Origin of the sequence: Bacillus sp. 22475 (genome assembly GCF_052044835.1) — a bacterium.
Lineage (GTDB): Bacteria > Bacillota > Bacilli > Bacillales > Bacillaceae_G > Bacillus_A > Bacillus_A cereus.
In genome coordinates this window covers 18,192-33,677 of record NZ_JBQENW010000014.1, presented here as the reverse complement: position 1 = coordinate 33,677, position 15,486 = coordinate 18,192, and the positions used below count along the sequence as shown (strand labels likewise).

The following is a 15,486-nucleotide window of genomic DNA, read 5'->3' as shown; positions in this document are numbered from 1 at the left end:
TAATAAAGGTGTGAAAATTCACACCTTTTTCATCCCTTATTAACGGGCAGATTCGTTCAATTCATAATCAGTAGCGGAGATATCCCCTTTGATTAGAATTGAACTTTCTCCTTATTCGCTTTTAAACTCACCAATAAGCTCTTGTAATTCCTGAGAAAGCCAACTTAAAGAAGTCGCTAATTCTGCAATATCTTGTACTGATATTTCTTGCTCTTTCATGCTTTCTTCAACATTACTACTGCTGTTGGCATAAGTGTTTGCAATATGTGATAATTCATTTACGACTTGAACGATATTCTGGCTATTTTGTAAAATGTCACTCGAATTACCCGAAACAGCTTTTACTTGATCTGTAACAGATTGCGCTGATTTGGAGATTTTTTCAAAGAAATTTCCACTACTTTGAACAAGTGAAATTCCAGTTTCTACTTCTTTTGAACCTTTTTGCATTGAAACTACAGCATCTTCTGTCTCAGCTTGTGTTTCACCAATTAATTTCGCTATATCTTTAGCAGACGCTTCCGTTTGTTCTGCTAATTTTCGTACTTCATCAGCAACAACTGCAAACCCTCTCCCCGCTGCTCCAGCACGTGAAGCCTCAATAGAAGCATTTAAAGCTAATAAATTTGTTTGATTTGAAATACCTGTAATTACAGTTACGATATCACTAATTTCTTTTGACCTTGTTTCTAACGAATAAATGATGGAAGATAAATCTTGTACTGCATTTTGAATTAAACTCATTTGATTAATAATTTGTCCAATCACTTCATTACCTTCAATTGAATGTTGCTCCATACCTTCAGAAGCAACCGCAACTTGTTTCGCAGCCCCAGTTATCTCTTCTACCTTATCTTCCATTCCATGTACAATCCCTAAACATTGTTGTACTGAAGTTTTTTGAGACTGTGCCCCTACTCTTAAACCTTCAATAGAACTTGCAATCTCTTGAACTGCCATGCTGTTTTCCTCTGTACTCGCCGACAATTCTTGTGAAGAAGAAGAAACTTGCTCAGCAGTTTGCCTTACTTTATCTATAATCCCTTTAAATTTTTCAATCGTGTTATTGAAATAAACATTAATAATTCCAATATCATCTGGTCTTTCTTTTAATTTAATACTTAAGTCACCTTCACCAATTTTACGTAACCCTTCTCGTAAATCTTTTAATGGAGCTAACGAGTGACGCACGATAAAGAATTGAGTAATAGTCGCAATTGCTAATGAAATAATGATAAAGAGTAAGCCCTGTATCATAAACTTCTCTTTTGTAATAGGAACAATGGAAGCATCTAAGTCAGCCGCAATAATTGCAACAATATTGTTTTCTCCATCTGTAATTGGTTCTAATATTGTCACCCACGAACCTATTTCATCTTCATATACTTCTGTTATTTGGGCCTTTTTCGTATCAATCACTTTATCGTATGCCTTCATCCAATGAGCGGGTTGTTCATAATAATCTCCCGGCTTTATAGGAAACGCATTTGTTAACTCTGTAGTCAAACCAACGAGTTGTAATTCTCGCTTTTCATTCGGCTTTGCTCCTGTAACATACGTTTGTCCAACACTTTTCAATTCTTTTGACACTTCATCTAATTTCTCTGTTAACTTTTCTTTTTTCACTTTTTCGGCTGTAGGATCTTTCGCCATGTCTCTAACTAACTCTACATCCAATTTTTTCAATACTATTTCTCCTGTTTCAATAGACTGCCTTTCAAATAAAGACATCATACTATTTTGAAACATGTTGAAACTTAACGCACCCATACTTCCAACAAGTGTCAAAATAACTAATACGGTTAATAAGACGTTCTTTTGAAGGAACGATAACTTATGCCAATATTTTTTCATTAATATCCACCTTCCTTAATCAACATAAATAAAAAAAACAAAATATATGAATATTTTGTTTGAAAATGTTTCTCAATATGTTCGAGAATAAAAAAAGCCAATGTAAAAGCATTGGCCAAGACCAACCCTATCCGTCCGGTAACTGGCTAGCGTAGCCTTTCGACCTTAGCTCCTGTAGTTTTGCGTCCTCATGTTTCCATCAGTTTGCCTTTCTCGCTGAACGAGTTGAACGATATGGGAGTTCTATGAGAATTAATTTATTCTCTTTCAAAGATTACAACATATAAATCAAAATGTCTACTTATTTAGAGATATAAATACAAATTTTTAATGTATCGCTTTTTCAAAATAATTTCAAAAAGTACGTGAATGTTACTTTTTTTGTGTTATATAATAAAAAATGTATAAATAACAAGGATTTCTTCGGATATTTATTTAATTTTCATTCAAATTAAACTATTCGAATATATCTTAACTAATGAATTTCGGAGGTAGTTTATCATGTTTTGGCTACAATTTCTTACCTTGTTACTCTGTATTTTTATTGGTGCACGCCTAGGCGGAGTTGGTTTAGGAGTAATGGGTGGAGTTGGTATGGCAATACTCGTTTTTGTCTTCCACTTACAACCAACGGCGCCTCCTATCGATGTAATGCTTATGATTTTGGCAGTAATTACAGCTGCTGGTGCACTCCAAGCCGCTGGAGGAATGGACTACCTTGTTCATCTCGCTGAAAAGGCATTACGAAAAAATCCAAAACGCATTACATTCTTTGCTCCAATTGTTACTTATTTATTTACACTTTGTGCAGGAACTGGTCACGTTGCTTATTCTGTACTTCCTGTTATCGCTGAAGTCTCTCGCGAATCCGGAATTAGACCAGAACGACCAATGTCAATTGCTGTAATTGCTTCCCAACAAGCAATTACAGCTAGTCCGATTTCAGCTGCCACAGTTGCTCTTTTAGCAATGTTAGCTGACTATAAAATTACTTTATTAGATATTTTAAAAGTAAGTATCCCTTCTACTTTCATTGCTTGTATGTTAGCTGCATTTGTTGCTAGCAAAATGGGGAAAGAATTAAATGAAGACCCTGAATACTTGAAACGATTAAAAGAAGGAATGATTCCTAAACTTGAAGAGAAAAAAGAATTTGTAGGTATAAAGGGCGCTAAATTATCAGTTATCCTTTTCCTAGTAGGAACCTTCCTTGTTGTACTTCTTGGTTCATTTGAAACACTTCGCCCAGGATGGATAGTTGATGGAAAGTTAGCTCGTCTTTCCATGCCGAACACAATTGAGATGGTTATGTTAACTATCGCGGCTCTTATTATTATTTTCTGTAAACCAAATGTAGAAAGCATTGTGTCTGGTAACGTCTTTAAAGCAGGAGCAACAGCAGTTGTTGCTATTTTCGGTATCGCTTGGATGGGAGATACTTTCTTTAATGGAAACTTAAATATGATTCAAGGATCTATTCAGCATTTAGTAACAAGTGCACCTTGGCTATTTGCCCTCGCACTATTCATTCTATCTATTTTACTGTATAGCCAAGCAGCAACAGTACGTGCCTTAATGCCACTTGGACTATCCCTTGGTATTCCACCAGCGCTACTAATTGCGATGTTCCCTGCAGTAAATGGATATTTCTTCATTCCGAACTATGGAACAATCGTTGCTGCCATTAACTTTGACCGTACTGGTACAACAGGTATCGGTAAATACGTATTAAATCATAGCTTTATGATTCCAGGCTTAATTGCAACATTTACTTCTATCGGAATTGGAATGCTCTTAATTTCAATTATGTTTTAAAGAAAAAGCACAAACCTTTATTTAAAAAGGTTTGTGCTTTTTTAATCAAACGTTTGTTTAAATTTTTTGGGCAGTCTACTTCTTAATGTAGCACTTAAAATACTACATGTTCTTTTCTACAAACTTCTCTTTACTTCTTCAGCTAATTTTCTCGTACTTTCATACGCAGATTCAGCTAAACTAATTGCTGAAACAACTGAAATACCGTCCGCACCCGCTTCTATAACTGCCGCTGTATTTTCAATTGTAATCCCACCAATACCAACGATTGGCACTGTAATTCCTTGTTCTCTAAAATAAGCTAATCCTTTCGTTCCTTGAACCGCTTTTGTATCTTTTTTCGTACTCGTTGGGAAAATAGGTCCAACGCCTAAATAATCTGCTCCATTTTCGATTGCAAAGCGTGCTTCTTCAATTGTATGAGCAGATACACCGATAATTTTATCTCCCATTTTTTCACGAACAGATGTAATTCCTTCATCATCTTGCCCTACATGAACACCATCTGCATCTAATTCAATGGCTAATTCTACATCATCATTTACAATGAAAGGAACACTATATTCCTTACAAAGCGTCTGCAATACTTTTGCAAAACGCACTCTATCCTCTCTAATTAAAGAACCTTCCCCCTTCTCGCGAAATTGAAAAAGTGTCACTCCACCATCTAACGCTTCTTTCAATACAGCTAAAGGATCCTTCGTGCAGTTATTGCTTCCCATAATAAAGTACACTTGTAATAACTTAGACATTTTCTTTGTTTCAATGCGCATCCTGTGTTTCATCCCCCTTACTCTAACTCCTCAATCTTCCCATACTTCTCAATATCAGCTGAAGTTGTATTCGCTAATTGATTTAAAAATTCAATTTGGAAACTACCTGGCCCTTTTTCTACTGTTTTAACAGCTGCCAGTTCCGCAGCTACACCATAAAACGTTAATGCGGCTACTGCTGCTTTTACATAATCTTTTTCCACTGCTACAAATGCTCCTATTACAGAAGTTAGTAAACAACCTGTTCCCGTAACTTTCGTTAAAATAGGGTGACCGTTTCGAATAACAATAGTTCTCTCTCCATCTGTAACAACATCTTCTTTTCCAGTAATGACCGCAACTGTATTCAATTCGTCTGCTGCCTGCCTTGCAATACTTACAACATTGCCATTTCCAGTACCAGCGTCTACCCCTCTAATTTCCCATTTCTCATTAATAACATTTGCTATTTCAGCTGCATTTCCGCGGATAATTGCTAAATCGATTTCAGCCGGAATATGTCTCGCAACTTCTGTTCGATACGAAGTTGCTCCTGCACCAACTGGATCAAATAGTACTGGCACATTGTTCGCATTTGCTGATTTACCCGCGAGTAACATCGCTTCTACTTCTTCAGGACGAAGTGTCCCCATATTTAATACTAACGCTCCAGCAATGCTAGCCATTTCTGCTACTTCTTCTTTTGCATACGCCATTACAGGCGATGCCCCAAGTGCCAACAAACCGTTAGCAGTAAAATTTGTTACAACAACATTTGTAATATTATGAACGAGCGGATTAGATTCTCTCACCAAATCCACTACTTTACTAATTTCTTTCATATTCATCCTTTTCATCTCCTAACTATAATGATGGGAGATACACAAAAAGACACTTTGCGCGTACGCAAAGTGCCTGAACATGTGCTTTTACACTCTCCCTACGCTGGCATTATCCAACAGGTTCAAATGGTCAATGACGGACTAGTAGCCATACTCTCAGTTTGTATCCACAAACTCCCATGTGTTTCTTATTCATCTACTTCAAAGTCTACTCTTATTCTAGTAAAATAACAAGTTCTTTACTTTTTCTATTTAATATAGAAGCAACTGATAAAGTGAAACTTTAATTAGTTGGGATTTTGTTCACTCCATTAAAAACCGATCAAATATGGAGCGAAACTGAATCTCAAGAAGATGTATGCTATATTTAACTTATGGAAATTTGAAAGGATGTTTTTAATATGTCAAAAAGCGTTGTAATCGCTGAAAAACCTTCCGTTGCACGAGATATTGCTCGTGTACTGAAGTGTGATAAAAAAGGAAACGGCTATCTTGAGGGTAGTAAATATATTGTAACTTGGGCTTTAGGTCATCTCGTTACATTAGCAGATCCAGAAAGTTATGATGTGAAATATAAAAAGTGGAATTTAGAAGATTTACCGATGCTACCTGAGCGTTTGAAATTAACGGTTATTAAACAAACTGGTAAACAATTTAATGCTGTAAAAAGTCAGCTACTTCGAAAAGATGTAAATGAAATCATTGTAGCAACAGACGCTGGACGTGAAGGGGAATTAGTCGCACGCTGGATTATCGATAAAGTTAAGCTAAATAAACCAATCAAACGTTTATGGATTTCTTCTGTAACCGATAAAGCAATTAAAGATGGTTTTGCAAATTTAAAACCAGGTAAAGCCTATGACAATTTATATGCTTCAGCAGTTGCACGTTCAGAAGCTGACTGGTATATCGGTCTTAATGCAACTCGCGCTTTAACAACTCGCTTTAATGCTCAGTTAAATTGTGGTCGTGTACAAACGCCTACTGTCGCTATGATTGCTAGTCGTGAGGATGAAATAAAGAACTTCAAAGCTCAAACTTACTACGGCATCGAAGCTCAAACAATGGAGAAGCTCAAACTTACTTGGCAAGATGCAAATGGCAATAGCCGTAGTTTTAATAAAGAAAAAATCGATGGTATTGTAAAAAGTTTAGATAAACAAAATGCTACTGTTGTGGAAATTGATAAGAAACAGAAGAAGTCATTCTCTCCTGGTCTTTACGATTTAACTGAATTGCAACGTGATGCAAATAAAAAGTTCGGTTACTCTGCTAAAGAAACATTAAATATTATGCAAAAATTGTATGAACAGCATAAAGTACTAACGTACCCTCGTACAGATTCACGCTACATTTCATCTGATATCGTTGGAACACTTCCAGAACGTCTAAAAGCATGTGGTGTTGGAGAATACCGTCCCTTCGCACATAAAGTATTACAAAAGCCTATCAAACCTAACAAATCATTTGTTGATGATAGTAAAGTAAGCGATCATCATGCGATTATTCCAACAGAAGGATACGTTAACTTCTCAGCATTCACAGATAAAGAACGCAAAATTTATGATTTAGTTGTAAAACGTTTCTTAGCTGTTTTATTCCCAGCATTCGAATACGAGCAACTAACATTACGTACTAAAGTTGGTAGTGAAACGTTCATTGCACGCGGAAAAACGATTTTACATGCTGGTTGGAAGGAAGTATACGAAAATCGATTTGAAGACGATGATGTAACTGATGACGTAAAAGAGCAGCTTCTGCCTCACATTGAAAAGAGCGATACATTAACTGTAAAGTTACTTATGCAAACATCAGGCCAAACGAAAGCACCTGCACGCTTTAATGAAGCAACTTTACTTTCAGCAATGGAGAATCCTACAAAATATATGGATACGCAAAATAAACAACTTGCTGATACGTTAAAATCAACTGGTGGATTAGGTACTGTAGCGACACGTGCAGATATTATCGACAAACTTTTCAACTCTTTCTTAATTGAAAAACGTGGTAAAGATATTCACATTACATCAAAAGGTCGTCAATTACTTGATTTAGTACCAGAAGAATTAAAATCACCTACACTAACTGGTGAGTGGGAACAAAAACTTGAGGCAATTGCAAAAGGCAAACTAAAGAAAGAAGTATTCATTTCGGAAATGAAGAACTATACGAAAGAAATTGTTTCTGAAATTAAATCGAGTGATAAAAAATATAAACATGACAACATTTCAACGAAGTCTTGTCCAGATTGCGGTAAACCAATGCTAGAAGTAAACGGCAAAAAGGGAAAAATGCTCGTATGCCAAGATCGTGAATGTGGTCATCGTAAAAATGTATCTCGTACAACAAACGCTCGCTGTCCACAATGTAAGAAGAAACTAGAATTACGTGGTGAAGGTGCAGGCCAAATTTTCGCATGTAAATGTGGCTATCGTGAGAAATTATCAACATTCCAAGAGCGACGTAAAAAAGAATCTGGAAACAAAGCCGATAAACGCGACGTTCAAAAATATATGAAACAACAGAAAAAAGAAGAAGAACCATTAAATAACCCGTTCGCAGACGCATTAAAAAAATTAAAATTTGATTAAACAAAAAGGTTCCTACCTCTATCGGTAGGAACCTTTTATTTTAGTGAATGATTTTACTTCCTTTTGCATTCTCAACAAATTTTTCACTTGATTTGTTAATTGGTGTTTTCAGTAATAACGCAGCAACAATCATAACTACTACGAAAGCACTTAACACAAGTAAATCTCGCGTTACGATATCCCAAAGCATTCCGCCAACTGTTTCACGAATTGCGCTAATTGCATATGTGAATGGTAAGAACGGATAAATCGCTTGGAAGAACGCTGGTGTCATTTGGATTGGGAATGTTCCGCCCGATCCTGCTACTTGTAGTACAAGTAAAATGATCGCCATCGATTTCCCAACGTTTCCGAAAATAGAAACGAGTGAGTATACGATACAAACGAAGACTCCACCAATAAATAAACTAAATAACACAAACCAGAACTTATCGACTACGTACGTACCGAGTAAGAATATATCTCCCATCGATACGATAAACGCTTGTGAAAGACCTATCGTTAAGAATGTTAATAAACGTCCGAAGTAAATTTCATGGCTCTTATAATTCGCGCCCTCTTCGTGTACTTCTACCGTTAATAATGAAACCATTAATAATGCGCCTACCCATAATGCAAGCACTGTATAGAATGGTGACATCGCTGAACCGTAATTCGGCATCGCAAATAATTTATTTTCTTTTAAATTTACTGGATTCGCAAAGTAATCACTTTGCTTTTCAACATCATTTTTCAATAAACGTATAATGTCTTTTAAATCCTCTTCAGATTCAAAATCACGAATTTTATCTGCTAATTCTTTAATCTTTTTCTCAGTAGCTGGCATTTCAGCTTTAATGTCTGCTAATTTCTTTTTGCCATCTACTAAACCTTTTGATGAATCTTCTAGTAATTTTTTAACATCTGGAAGCTTTTTGTCTGCCTCTTTTAAAATTTGAGATGTGTTTTTAGACATCTCTTTTGTGCGAGCAATTGCTGCATTGAAATTTGGAGTGATTTCTGAGTCATATTTAGCTAAAATGTCACCAATTTGGCCCGAAACACTTTTAGACACTTGATTAATACTTTCAATAACATCTGCTGCTGGTTTTTGACCTTTATTAATAGCGTCAATTCCTTTATCAGTTAACTCCATTCCTTTTTGCAAACCATCTTTTGCTTTATTTAACTTAGAAATTGTACCATTAAGGTTTTTATCACTATTCACATCAGCTAACACTTTATTTGTACTTTCCAGAACTGGAATCATATCATTAACTAAATTCCAACTTGCTTTGAACTGCCCATTCAAATCATTTAAGGCTACTTTTGTAGAATCTAATCCATTAACACCTTTGTTACTTAAGTCTTCTCTGGCTTTTTCAAGCTCTGTTTTTAATCTGCTGTAATCATTTACAGCCTTATCATATTTTTCTCTACCATTGTCTAACGCTTCATTTGTTTGATTTACTAACTCATTTGCTTTTTTTATATCTTGATTTAAATTACCTCTTAGTTGCTGAGCATCTTCTTTTACATTCTCAGCTTTGTTTTTCAATTGTTCAGCTGTGCTTACTGCTTTTTCGAAATCTGCTACAAAATTTGTATTATAATCTTTTTCTGCTTGATTTACTAAATTATTTACTGCATCTAACTTTTGATTTACAGCATCTCGCACATCTTGTTTAACTTCTTGGCCAGAACTAATTAAATCTCCTACATGCTTAACTCTATTGTTAGCATCCACCATAGAATTTTTAAGCACTGTTAAACTTTCCACTCTGTTTCCAAAGAACTGTTTACCGAAGTCCGTTGAAGCTGCTTCCTTAAACGTTGTAAAGAAATCAATCAAATATGAAACGCTATCGATACGCTCTTGGAGCAATTTCGAAGCATCTTGCACATTTTTCTGTGCTACAGCTGGATCCACACCTTTATTTTGAAGACCATCCATAACACTTTTTACATATGCGGTTCCAACACGAGTAGAATTGAAAACATTATTTACAGTTTGATCAATATTTTTAGCAACATTTTTATACCCCTCACCATTCACCTGCGGTAATGCTGGAATCTCTGGTATTTGCGGTATTTGTGGAAGAGTTATATTAGGTAACACTGGGAATTTAGCCGGATCTGGAAGTGCCAGATTGAAATCCAATGATGGATTCTTTAAGAAATCTGTAATTGCCGCCGCACCATCTAAACCTTTTTGCATTACCATTAAATTATTCTTAATAGTTCCTGGAGCACGTTGCAATGTTTCATCATTTCTAGCAAAGAATTTATCTAAATTCCCTAACGCTTCTTGCCCATCATTCATAACACTCTCTACAACAGGCAACTCTTTTTGCGCTACTTTCACAACATCTTCTGCTCGAGTTGCATCATCTAATGCCTTATCCATAAGTGTATTCATTTCTGGGAACTGCGCTTCTAACTTAAATACAAGATCTTTTACTTTTTCGATACTTGGTAAATTTGTTTCTAAATCGATTCCAAGATCATTGAAAATTTTAAAAATCTCACCGTTTGCTGTTTTTACAAAGTTTTTACTAATTTCTTCTGTAATACCTGATGCACCTTTTGCTGTAATCTTCGGTGCAATCGCGTTTACTTTTTCATTCACATAGTAATCCAGTTCTGGTTTTTTAGGATTTTCATCCAGAACAGTTGCAATTTTTTCAGAGAAGTCTTTTGGAATCGTAATACTTGCATAATAATCCCCACGCTCAACTCCGTAAATCGCTTGTTTTTCATCTACAAATTTCCAGCCAAGATTTTTGTTTTTCTTAAGGGAGTCTACAATCTCTTTCCCGATATTAATATCTTTCCCTCTTAAATTAGAACCTGCATCTTGGTTAGAAACTGCAATGGGAACCTCTTTTGTATTTCCATACGGATCCCAAGAAGCTTTAATGTTAAACCATGCATATAACGATGGTAAAATCATTAATCCTAAAACAATAACAATTGCAGCCCAATGTTTGGCTACATTCCGTAAATCTGTCTTATAAATACGCCAAATCTGTTTCATAGAAGTTATCACCTAATTATATATTTTTCCTTCTTTAGAAAATGATACATGCATTTTGCAATTATATCACTTTCTACATCGTGTATTAACCAAAAACGTACTATTTTTTCCCATTAACTTTCACTTACTTTATTATATAACGAAGTGAGTCAAAGTATGAATACAAAATGACCAAATCGGTTTTACATTCAATAATAACAAATATATATGAAATGTCATAAAAAATACAAGTATTTTCTCTTGGAAATACTTGTATTCCTAAAAAAAATCCTCACAGCTTTTATTCTCTGTAAGGATTTCTTCTATTATATATCCAATTGAACCTCTACACCGAAATGATCTGAAATTACATTTCTGTTTGTACCATTAAAAATAACTTTTGAAGAATGAACTTTTTTACTTTGGTTACACAATATTAGATCGATTCGCAAATTATGTTTATTTTCATCCCAACCAGCAATCTCACCTTGGACAGTCGTTCCTTCATCCTTCTCTATTGCTAATTCATATGTGTCATACAACCCTTTTTGCATCATATACTCATAACCTTCGCCTTCCAACCGAGCATTGTTATTAAAATCCCCCATTAAGAAGGCGAGCTTATTGCTATCTACACGCTCCATCAAACGATCGACTTGACCTTTGAATGACTCTTCTTCATCATTCCACCAACCGAGATGGCAAGAGTAAAACGTTATATCCTTACCATTATAAGCAATTGTTGTACTTACAATTTTACGCGTTTTCCAATACGTTGTATCCTCGTTTTCTGAAATAAAGAACGTATCTTCTTTTATAATATTATGCTTCGTTATAATCGCTAATCCTTCTTCGTACACGTCATAACCAATATGAGAGAAATCCCAAGTAATATTGTAATCTTTTACATGTAGCGCTTTTAACTCTTCTAATAGTAAAAGTCCAAAATTATCTTTTTTCTTGTTACCGCATACATTTTCAGCTTGTATGGACTGACTTACTTCTTGCAATGCGATGACATCGTACTCTTCTTCTTGAATTACTTTAGCAAGGTATTGTATCTTTTCTATTTGATTCTCTTCTTGCCAAGAATGACAGTTTAAAGTTAGCAATTTCATATTATTACGCACCTAACATATCTTGAATGTCTGACTTTAATACGTCAGCTTTCGGACCATATACCGCTTGTACACCTTTATCTTTTACAATAAGCCCTAAAGCACCATTTTGTTTCCACTGTGCTTCTGGTGCAACAACATCTAAATCTTTTACTGTTACACGTAAGCGTGTCATACAAGCATCTACGTCAGCAATATTTTCTTTTCCACCTAATAAATCGATAACTTTTGTTGCTAATGAACCGTCTTGTACATTTCCTGTCCCTTCTGATGCCTCATCTTCATTATCAATATAGTTACCTGCACGCCCTGGTGTTGGTAAATTGAATTTTTTAATTAAGAAATTAAATAGTGTAAAGTTAAGACCGAAGAACACTAATGAAACAATAACAAAGTTGATTAAGTCTCTTGTTAAACCTGCGTTAACCATCATTGGTGTACGAGTAATTAACTCAATAAATCCAAATGCATGAACACGTAAGTTAATTAAATCAGCTAGTGCGAATGCAAGTCCTGTTGTAATAGCATATACAACATATAATACTGGAGCAATAAACATGAACATGAATTCAATTGGTTCTGTTACACCTGTTAAGAATACTGCTAATGCTGCTGATAAAAACATTGGTTTATATTTTGCACGCTTTTCTTTATCAACGTTACGGAACATCGCAAATGCAATCCCCATTAACGCTGCTGTTGAGCCGATAACTTGTCCAGCTTTGAAACGAGCTGGTACAACGTTATTTAATAAATCGTTATATGCCTTCGTATCTCCATTTGCTAATAAATTATTTAAATCTGTAATCCATGCAAGCCATAATGGATCTTGTCCTGCTACAACTTGTCCAACTTTTGAACCAGTTAGCATCGTATATGTTCCGCCTAGCTCTGTATAGTTCATCGGAATCGTTAACATATGGTGTAAACCAAATGGTAATAATAAACGCTCTAACGTTCCATATACAAACGGTGCAACAACTGGTGCACTATCTTTTGAAGCTGCAATCCAGCGACCAAATTCATTTAACCCACTTTGGATGAATGGCCATAGAAGTGATAATACAATCGCAGTAACTGTAGACCAAAGAATTACAACGAATGGTACAAATCTTTTTCCATTAAAGAATGCTAATGCCTGTGGCAGTTTATTATAGTTATAATATTTGTTATATAAAGTAGCTCCTAAGAAACCTGTGATGATCCCTACGAACACTCCCATGTTTAATGCAGGTGCACCAAGTACAGAAGTAAAGTAATCTTTTACAATTAAATCTCCCGCTATTACTGAAGAAACTTTCGCTTTTGAATCCGCTAACATTTCAGCGTTTACCCCAAATATAGCTCCTGTAATTCGGTTTGTTAAGACGAATGCTAATAGCGCTGCAAATGCACCACCCGCGCGATCTTTCGCCCAAGATCCCCCAATTGCTACTGCGAATAAGATGTGTAGATTTGTAATGATTGCCCAACCGATGTCTTCCATTACGCGAGCGATTGTATGAACTGCGTTAACATCCCCAGCAGACATACCAATTAACTTACCGATGGAAATCATTAAACCAGCTGCTGGCATTACGGCTACAACAACTAATAACGCTTTCCCAAACTTTTGCCAAAAATCAAAAGACGTAATTTTCATCTGTTCTTCCTCCCCTTTATTTATAACAACATAATGATTTAAATTATAATTTCTGTTCCCTTTATGAAAACGATTCCTTATGTTACTTTATTTTTAGCTTTACGCAACCGTTTTCATAAATCTATTTTAATAAAAGCGTTTTCACTTTGCAATAGAAATTTATTTTTTTTCATAAAAAAAGATGCTCAAAGAGCATCCTTTTTTATTATGAAATGCGATAAACCCTTGTTTCATAAGGTTTTAAAGCAATTGTTGTTACTTCTTCATGTTCCGCAACTTCATAGTTATTTAAAAGCAAACGTTTGCGTTCTAGTGCAAATGAACCCTCATTATACACAGCTTCCTCTTTTGAGATATTACTAATTACAATGACTTTTTCATCCTGTAACGTACGTGTATATGCATAAATTTGTGGATCGTCTTCTAAAAGTAAATCGTACGTACCATAGTTCAGTACATCGTGCTCTTTTTTCAGGGCAATCATTTTCTTATAGAAATTGAAAATAGACTTTTCTTCATTTTTTTGCTTCTCAACATTAATTTCTTTGTAATTTGGATTCATGCTAAACCAAGGTGTACTTGTTGTGAAACCAGCATTCATCTCATCATTCCACTGCATAGGTGTACGTGAATTATCGCGGCAAGAAGCCCATATAATCTCCATCATATCTTGATGTGGTACGCCCTCTGCAATTTTCTCGCGATATAAATTTTTAATTGCTACATCATCGTAATCTTCAATATTTGGTAACTGAACATTTGTCATACCAATTTCTTGGCCTTGATAAATAAAAGGTGTACCGTGCATAAAGAAATACATCGCCCCTAGAGCTGTTGCACTTTCACGCCAATATTGTTTATCATCTCCCCATGTTGAAACGATACGTGGTTTATCGTGATTCTCAATATATAAAGCGTTCCATCCTTTATTTTCTAATCCTTTTTGCCATTTCGTTAATACTTTTTTCAATCCTACAACATCAAGGTCTTTCTTCTTCTCTGCATCCCATAAACTTAAATGTTCAAATTGGAATACCATATTGAATTTACCTTGCTCTTCTCCAACCCAAAGCTCAGCATCTTCAATCTTAACACCATTTGCTTCACCAACAGTCATAATATCGTACTTAGAGAATGTATTTTCTTTTAGCTCTTCTAATAAAGGTTGAATACCTTTCACATTCATATGTTTATCAAAAGATGGCACATATTTTAAACCTTTTGGATTTGGCATATCCTTGAGGCCTTCTTCTTTTTTAATATGACTGATCGCATCAACGCGGAAACCATCAATACCTTTATCAAGCCACCAATTAACCGTATCATATAGTACTTCGCGAACTTCTTTATTCTCCCAGTTTAAATCTGGTTGTTTACGTGAGAATAAATGTAAATAATATTGTTCTGTTTCTTCATCATATTCCCATGCCGAACCATTAAAAATACTTTCCCAGTTGTTTGGCTCCGCACCATCTTTACCATCATGCCAAATATACCAATCACGCTTCGGATTATCTTTAGATGAACGTGATTCAATAAACCATGGATGTTCATCACTCGTATGATTAATAACTAAATCAATAATAAGCTTCATATCACGCTTATGAACTTCATCTAGTAAAGCATCAAAGTCTGCCATTGTACCAAACTCATCCATAATATCTTGATAATCACTAATATCATAACCATTATCATCATTAGGCGACTTATACATTGGACAAATCCAAATTACATCTATACCTAAATCTTTTAAATAATCCAGTTTTGCAATAATACCTTGTAAATCTCCAATACCATCACCATTTGAATCCATAAAGCTTCGTGGATAAATTTGATAAGCAACCGCTTCTTTCCACCATGTCTTATTCATAGTCATT

At 35.2% G+C, this 15,486-nt stretch carries 9 protein-coding genes and 2 riboswitches; of the genes, 2 read left to right on the top strand and 7 right to left on the bottom strand.

The features are described from left to right. Nucleotides 1-111: 111 nt before the first annotated feature. Nucleotides 112-1,854: a methyl-accepting chemotaxis protein gene (locus ACTJJY_RS20370; protein ID WP_064532155.1), complete on the bottom strand. Its 1,743-nt coding sequence runs from the start codon at nt 1,852-1,854 to the stop codon at nt 112-114. Nucleotides 1,855-1,988: 134 nt separating this feature from the next. Further along, nucleotides 1,989-2,073, bottom strand: a riboswitch (cyclic di-GMP riboswitch). A 282-nt stretch (nt 2,074-2,355) separates the two neighbouring features. Between ACTJJY_RS20370 and ACTJJY_RS20365 the strand changes: the two genes are divergently transcribed. After that, on the top strand, nt 2,356-3,669 hold the full coding sequence (locus ACTJJY_RS20365; RefSeq protein ID WP_440606387.1) for an anaerobic C4-dicarboxylate transporter family protein: 1,314 nt from the start codon (nt 2,356-2,358) through the stop codon (nt 3,667-3,669). 116 nt (nt 3,670-3,785) lie between these two features. Here ACTJJY_RS20365 and thiE read toward each other — a convergent pair whose 3' ends face one another. Both thiE and thiM read right to left on the bottom strand, forming a co-directional pair. Further along, a complete protein-coding gene (gene thiE / locus ACTJJY_RS20360) occupies nt 3,786-4,454 on the bottom strand; it encodes a thiamine phosphate synthase (RefSeq protein WP_440606386.1) in 669 nt (222 codons plus the stop codon). Nucleotides 4,455-4,459: 5 nt separating this feature from the next. Continuing rightward, nucleotides 4,460-5,269 carry a hydroxyethylthiazole kinase gene (gene thiM / locus ACTJJY_RS20355; protein ID WP_440606385.1) on the bottom strand — a complete coding sequence of 270 codons (810 nt, stop codon included), beginning with the start codon at nt 5,267-5,269 and terminating at the stop codon, nt 4,460-4,462. A 72-nt stretch (nt 5,270-5,341) separates the two neighbouring features. After that, nucleotides 5,342-5,454, bottom strand: a riboswitch (TPP riboswitch). 210 nt (nt 5,455-5,664) lie between these two features. Between thiM and topB the strand changes: the two genes are divergently transcribed. Next, on the top strand, nt 5,665-7,854 hold the full coding sequence (topB, locus tag ACTJJY_RS20350; protein WP_440606384.1) for a DNA topoisomerase III: 2,190 nt from the start codon (nt 5,665-5,667) through the stop codon (nt 7,852-7,854). Nucleotides 7,855-7,894: 40 nt separating this feature from the next. Here the strand turns inward: topB and ACTJJY_RS20345 are convergent, their stop codons facing one another. The 4 genes from ACTJJY_RS20345 to ACTJJY_RS20330 all read right to left on the bottom strand — a co-directional run bounded on the left by ACTJJY_RS20345 (nt 7,895) and on the right by ACTJJY_RS20330 (nt 15,479). Continuing rightward, nucleotides 7,895-10,870, bottom strand: a complete 2,976-nt coding sequence (locus ACTJJY_RS20345) for a YhgE/Pip family protein (protein ID WP_440606383.1) — start codon at nt 10,868-10,870, stop codon at nt 7,895-7,897. 305 nt (nt 10,871-11,175) lie between these two features. Then, nucleotides 11,176-11,967, bottom strand: a complete 792-nt coding sequence (locus tag ACTJJY_RS20340) for an endonuclease/exonuclease/phosphatase family protein (protein ID WP_069354894.1) — start codon at nt 11,965-11,967, stop codon at nt 11,176-11,178. A gap of 4 nt (nt 11,968-11,971) precedes the next feature. Next, nucleotides 11,972-13,609 carry a PTS transporter subunit IIBC gene (locus ACTJJY_RS20335; RefSeq protein ID WP_000705560.1) on the bottom strand — a complete coding sequence of 546 codons (1,638 nt, stop codon included), beginning with the start codon at nt 13,607-13,609 and terminating at the stop codon, nt 11,972-11,974. Between the two features lie 205 nt (nt 13,610-13,814). After that, nucleotides 13,815-15,479, bottom strand: a complete 1,665-nt coding sequence (locus ACTJJY_RS20330; RefSeq protein WP_001044710.1) for a glycoside hydrolase family 13 protein — start codon at nt 15,477-15,479, stop codon at nt 13,815-13,817. Nucleotides 15,480-15,486: the final 7 nt, after the last annotated feature.

What these genes read in the sequence shown, in the direction of transcription:
- ACTJJY_RS20370 (WP_064532155.1), bottom strand. Translation starts at nt 1,854, where the DNA reads ATGAAAAAATATTGGCATAAGTTATCGTTCCTTCAAAAGAACGTCTTA.
- ACTJJY_RS20365 (WP_440606387.1), top strand. Translation starts at nt 2,356, where the DNA reads ATGTTTTGGCTACAATTTCTTACCTTGTTACTCTGTATTTTTATTGGT.
- thiE (WP_440606386.1), bottom strand. Translation starts at nt 4,454, where the DNA reads ATGAAACACAGGATGCGCATTGAAACAAAGAAAATGTCTAAGTTATTA.
- thiM (WP_440606385.1), bottom strand. Translation starts at nt 5,269, where the DNA reads ATGAATATGAAAGAAATTAGTAAAGTAGTGGATTTGGTGAGAGAATCT.
- topB (WP_440606384.1), top strand. Translation starts at nt 5,665, where the DNA reads ATGTCAAAAAGCGTTGTAATCGCTGAAAAACCTTCCGTTGCACGAGAT.
- ACTJJY_RS20345 (WP_440606383.1), bottom strand. Translation starts at nt 10,870, where the DNA reads ATGAAACAGATTTGGCGTATTTATAAGACAGATTTACGGAATGTAGCC.
- ACTJJY_RS20340 (WP_069354894.1), bottom strand. Translation starts at nt 11,967, where the DNA reads ATGAAATTGCTAACTTTAAACTGTCATTCTTGGCAAGAAGAGAATCAA.
- ACTJJY_RS20335 (WP_000705560.1), bottom strand. Translation starts at nt 13,609, where the DNA reads ATGAAAATTACGTCTTTTGATTTTTGGCAAAAGTTTGGGAAAGCGTTA.
- ACTJJY_RS20330 (WP_001044710.1), bottom strand. Translation starts at nt 15,479, where the DNA reads ATGAATAAGACATGGTGGAAAGAAGCGGTTGCTTATCAAATTTATCCA.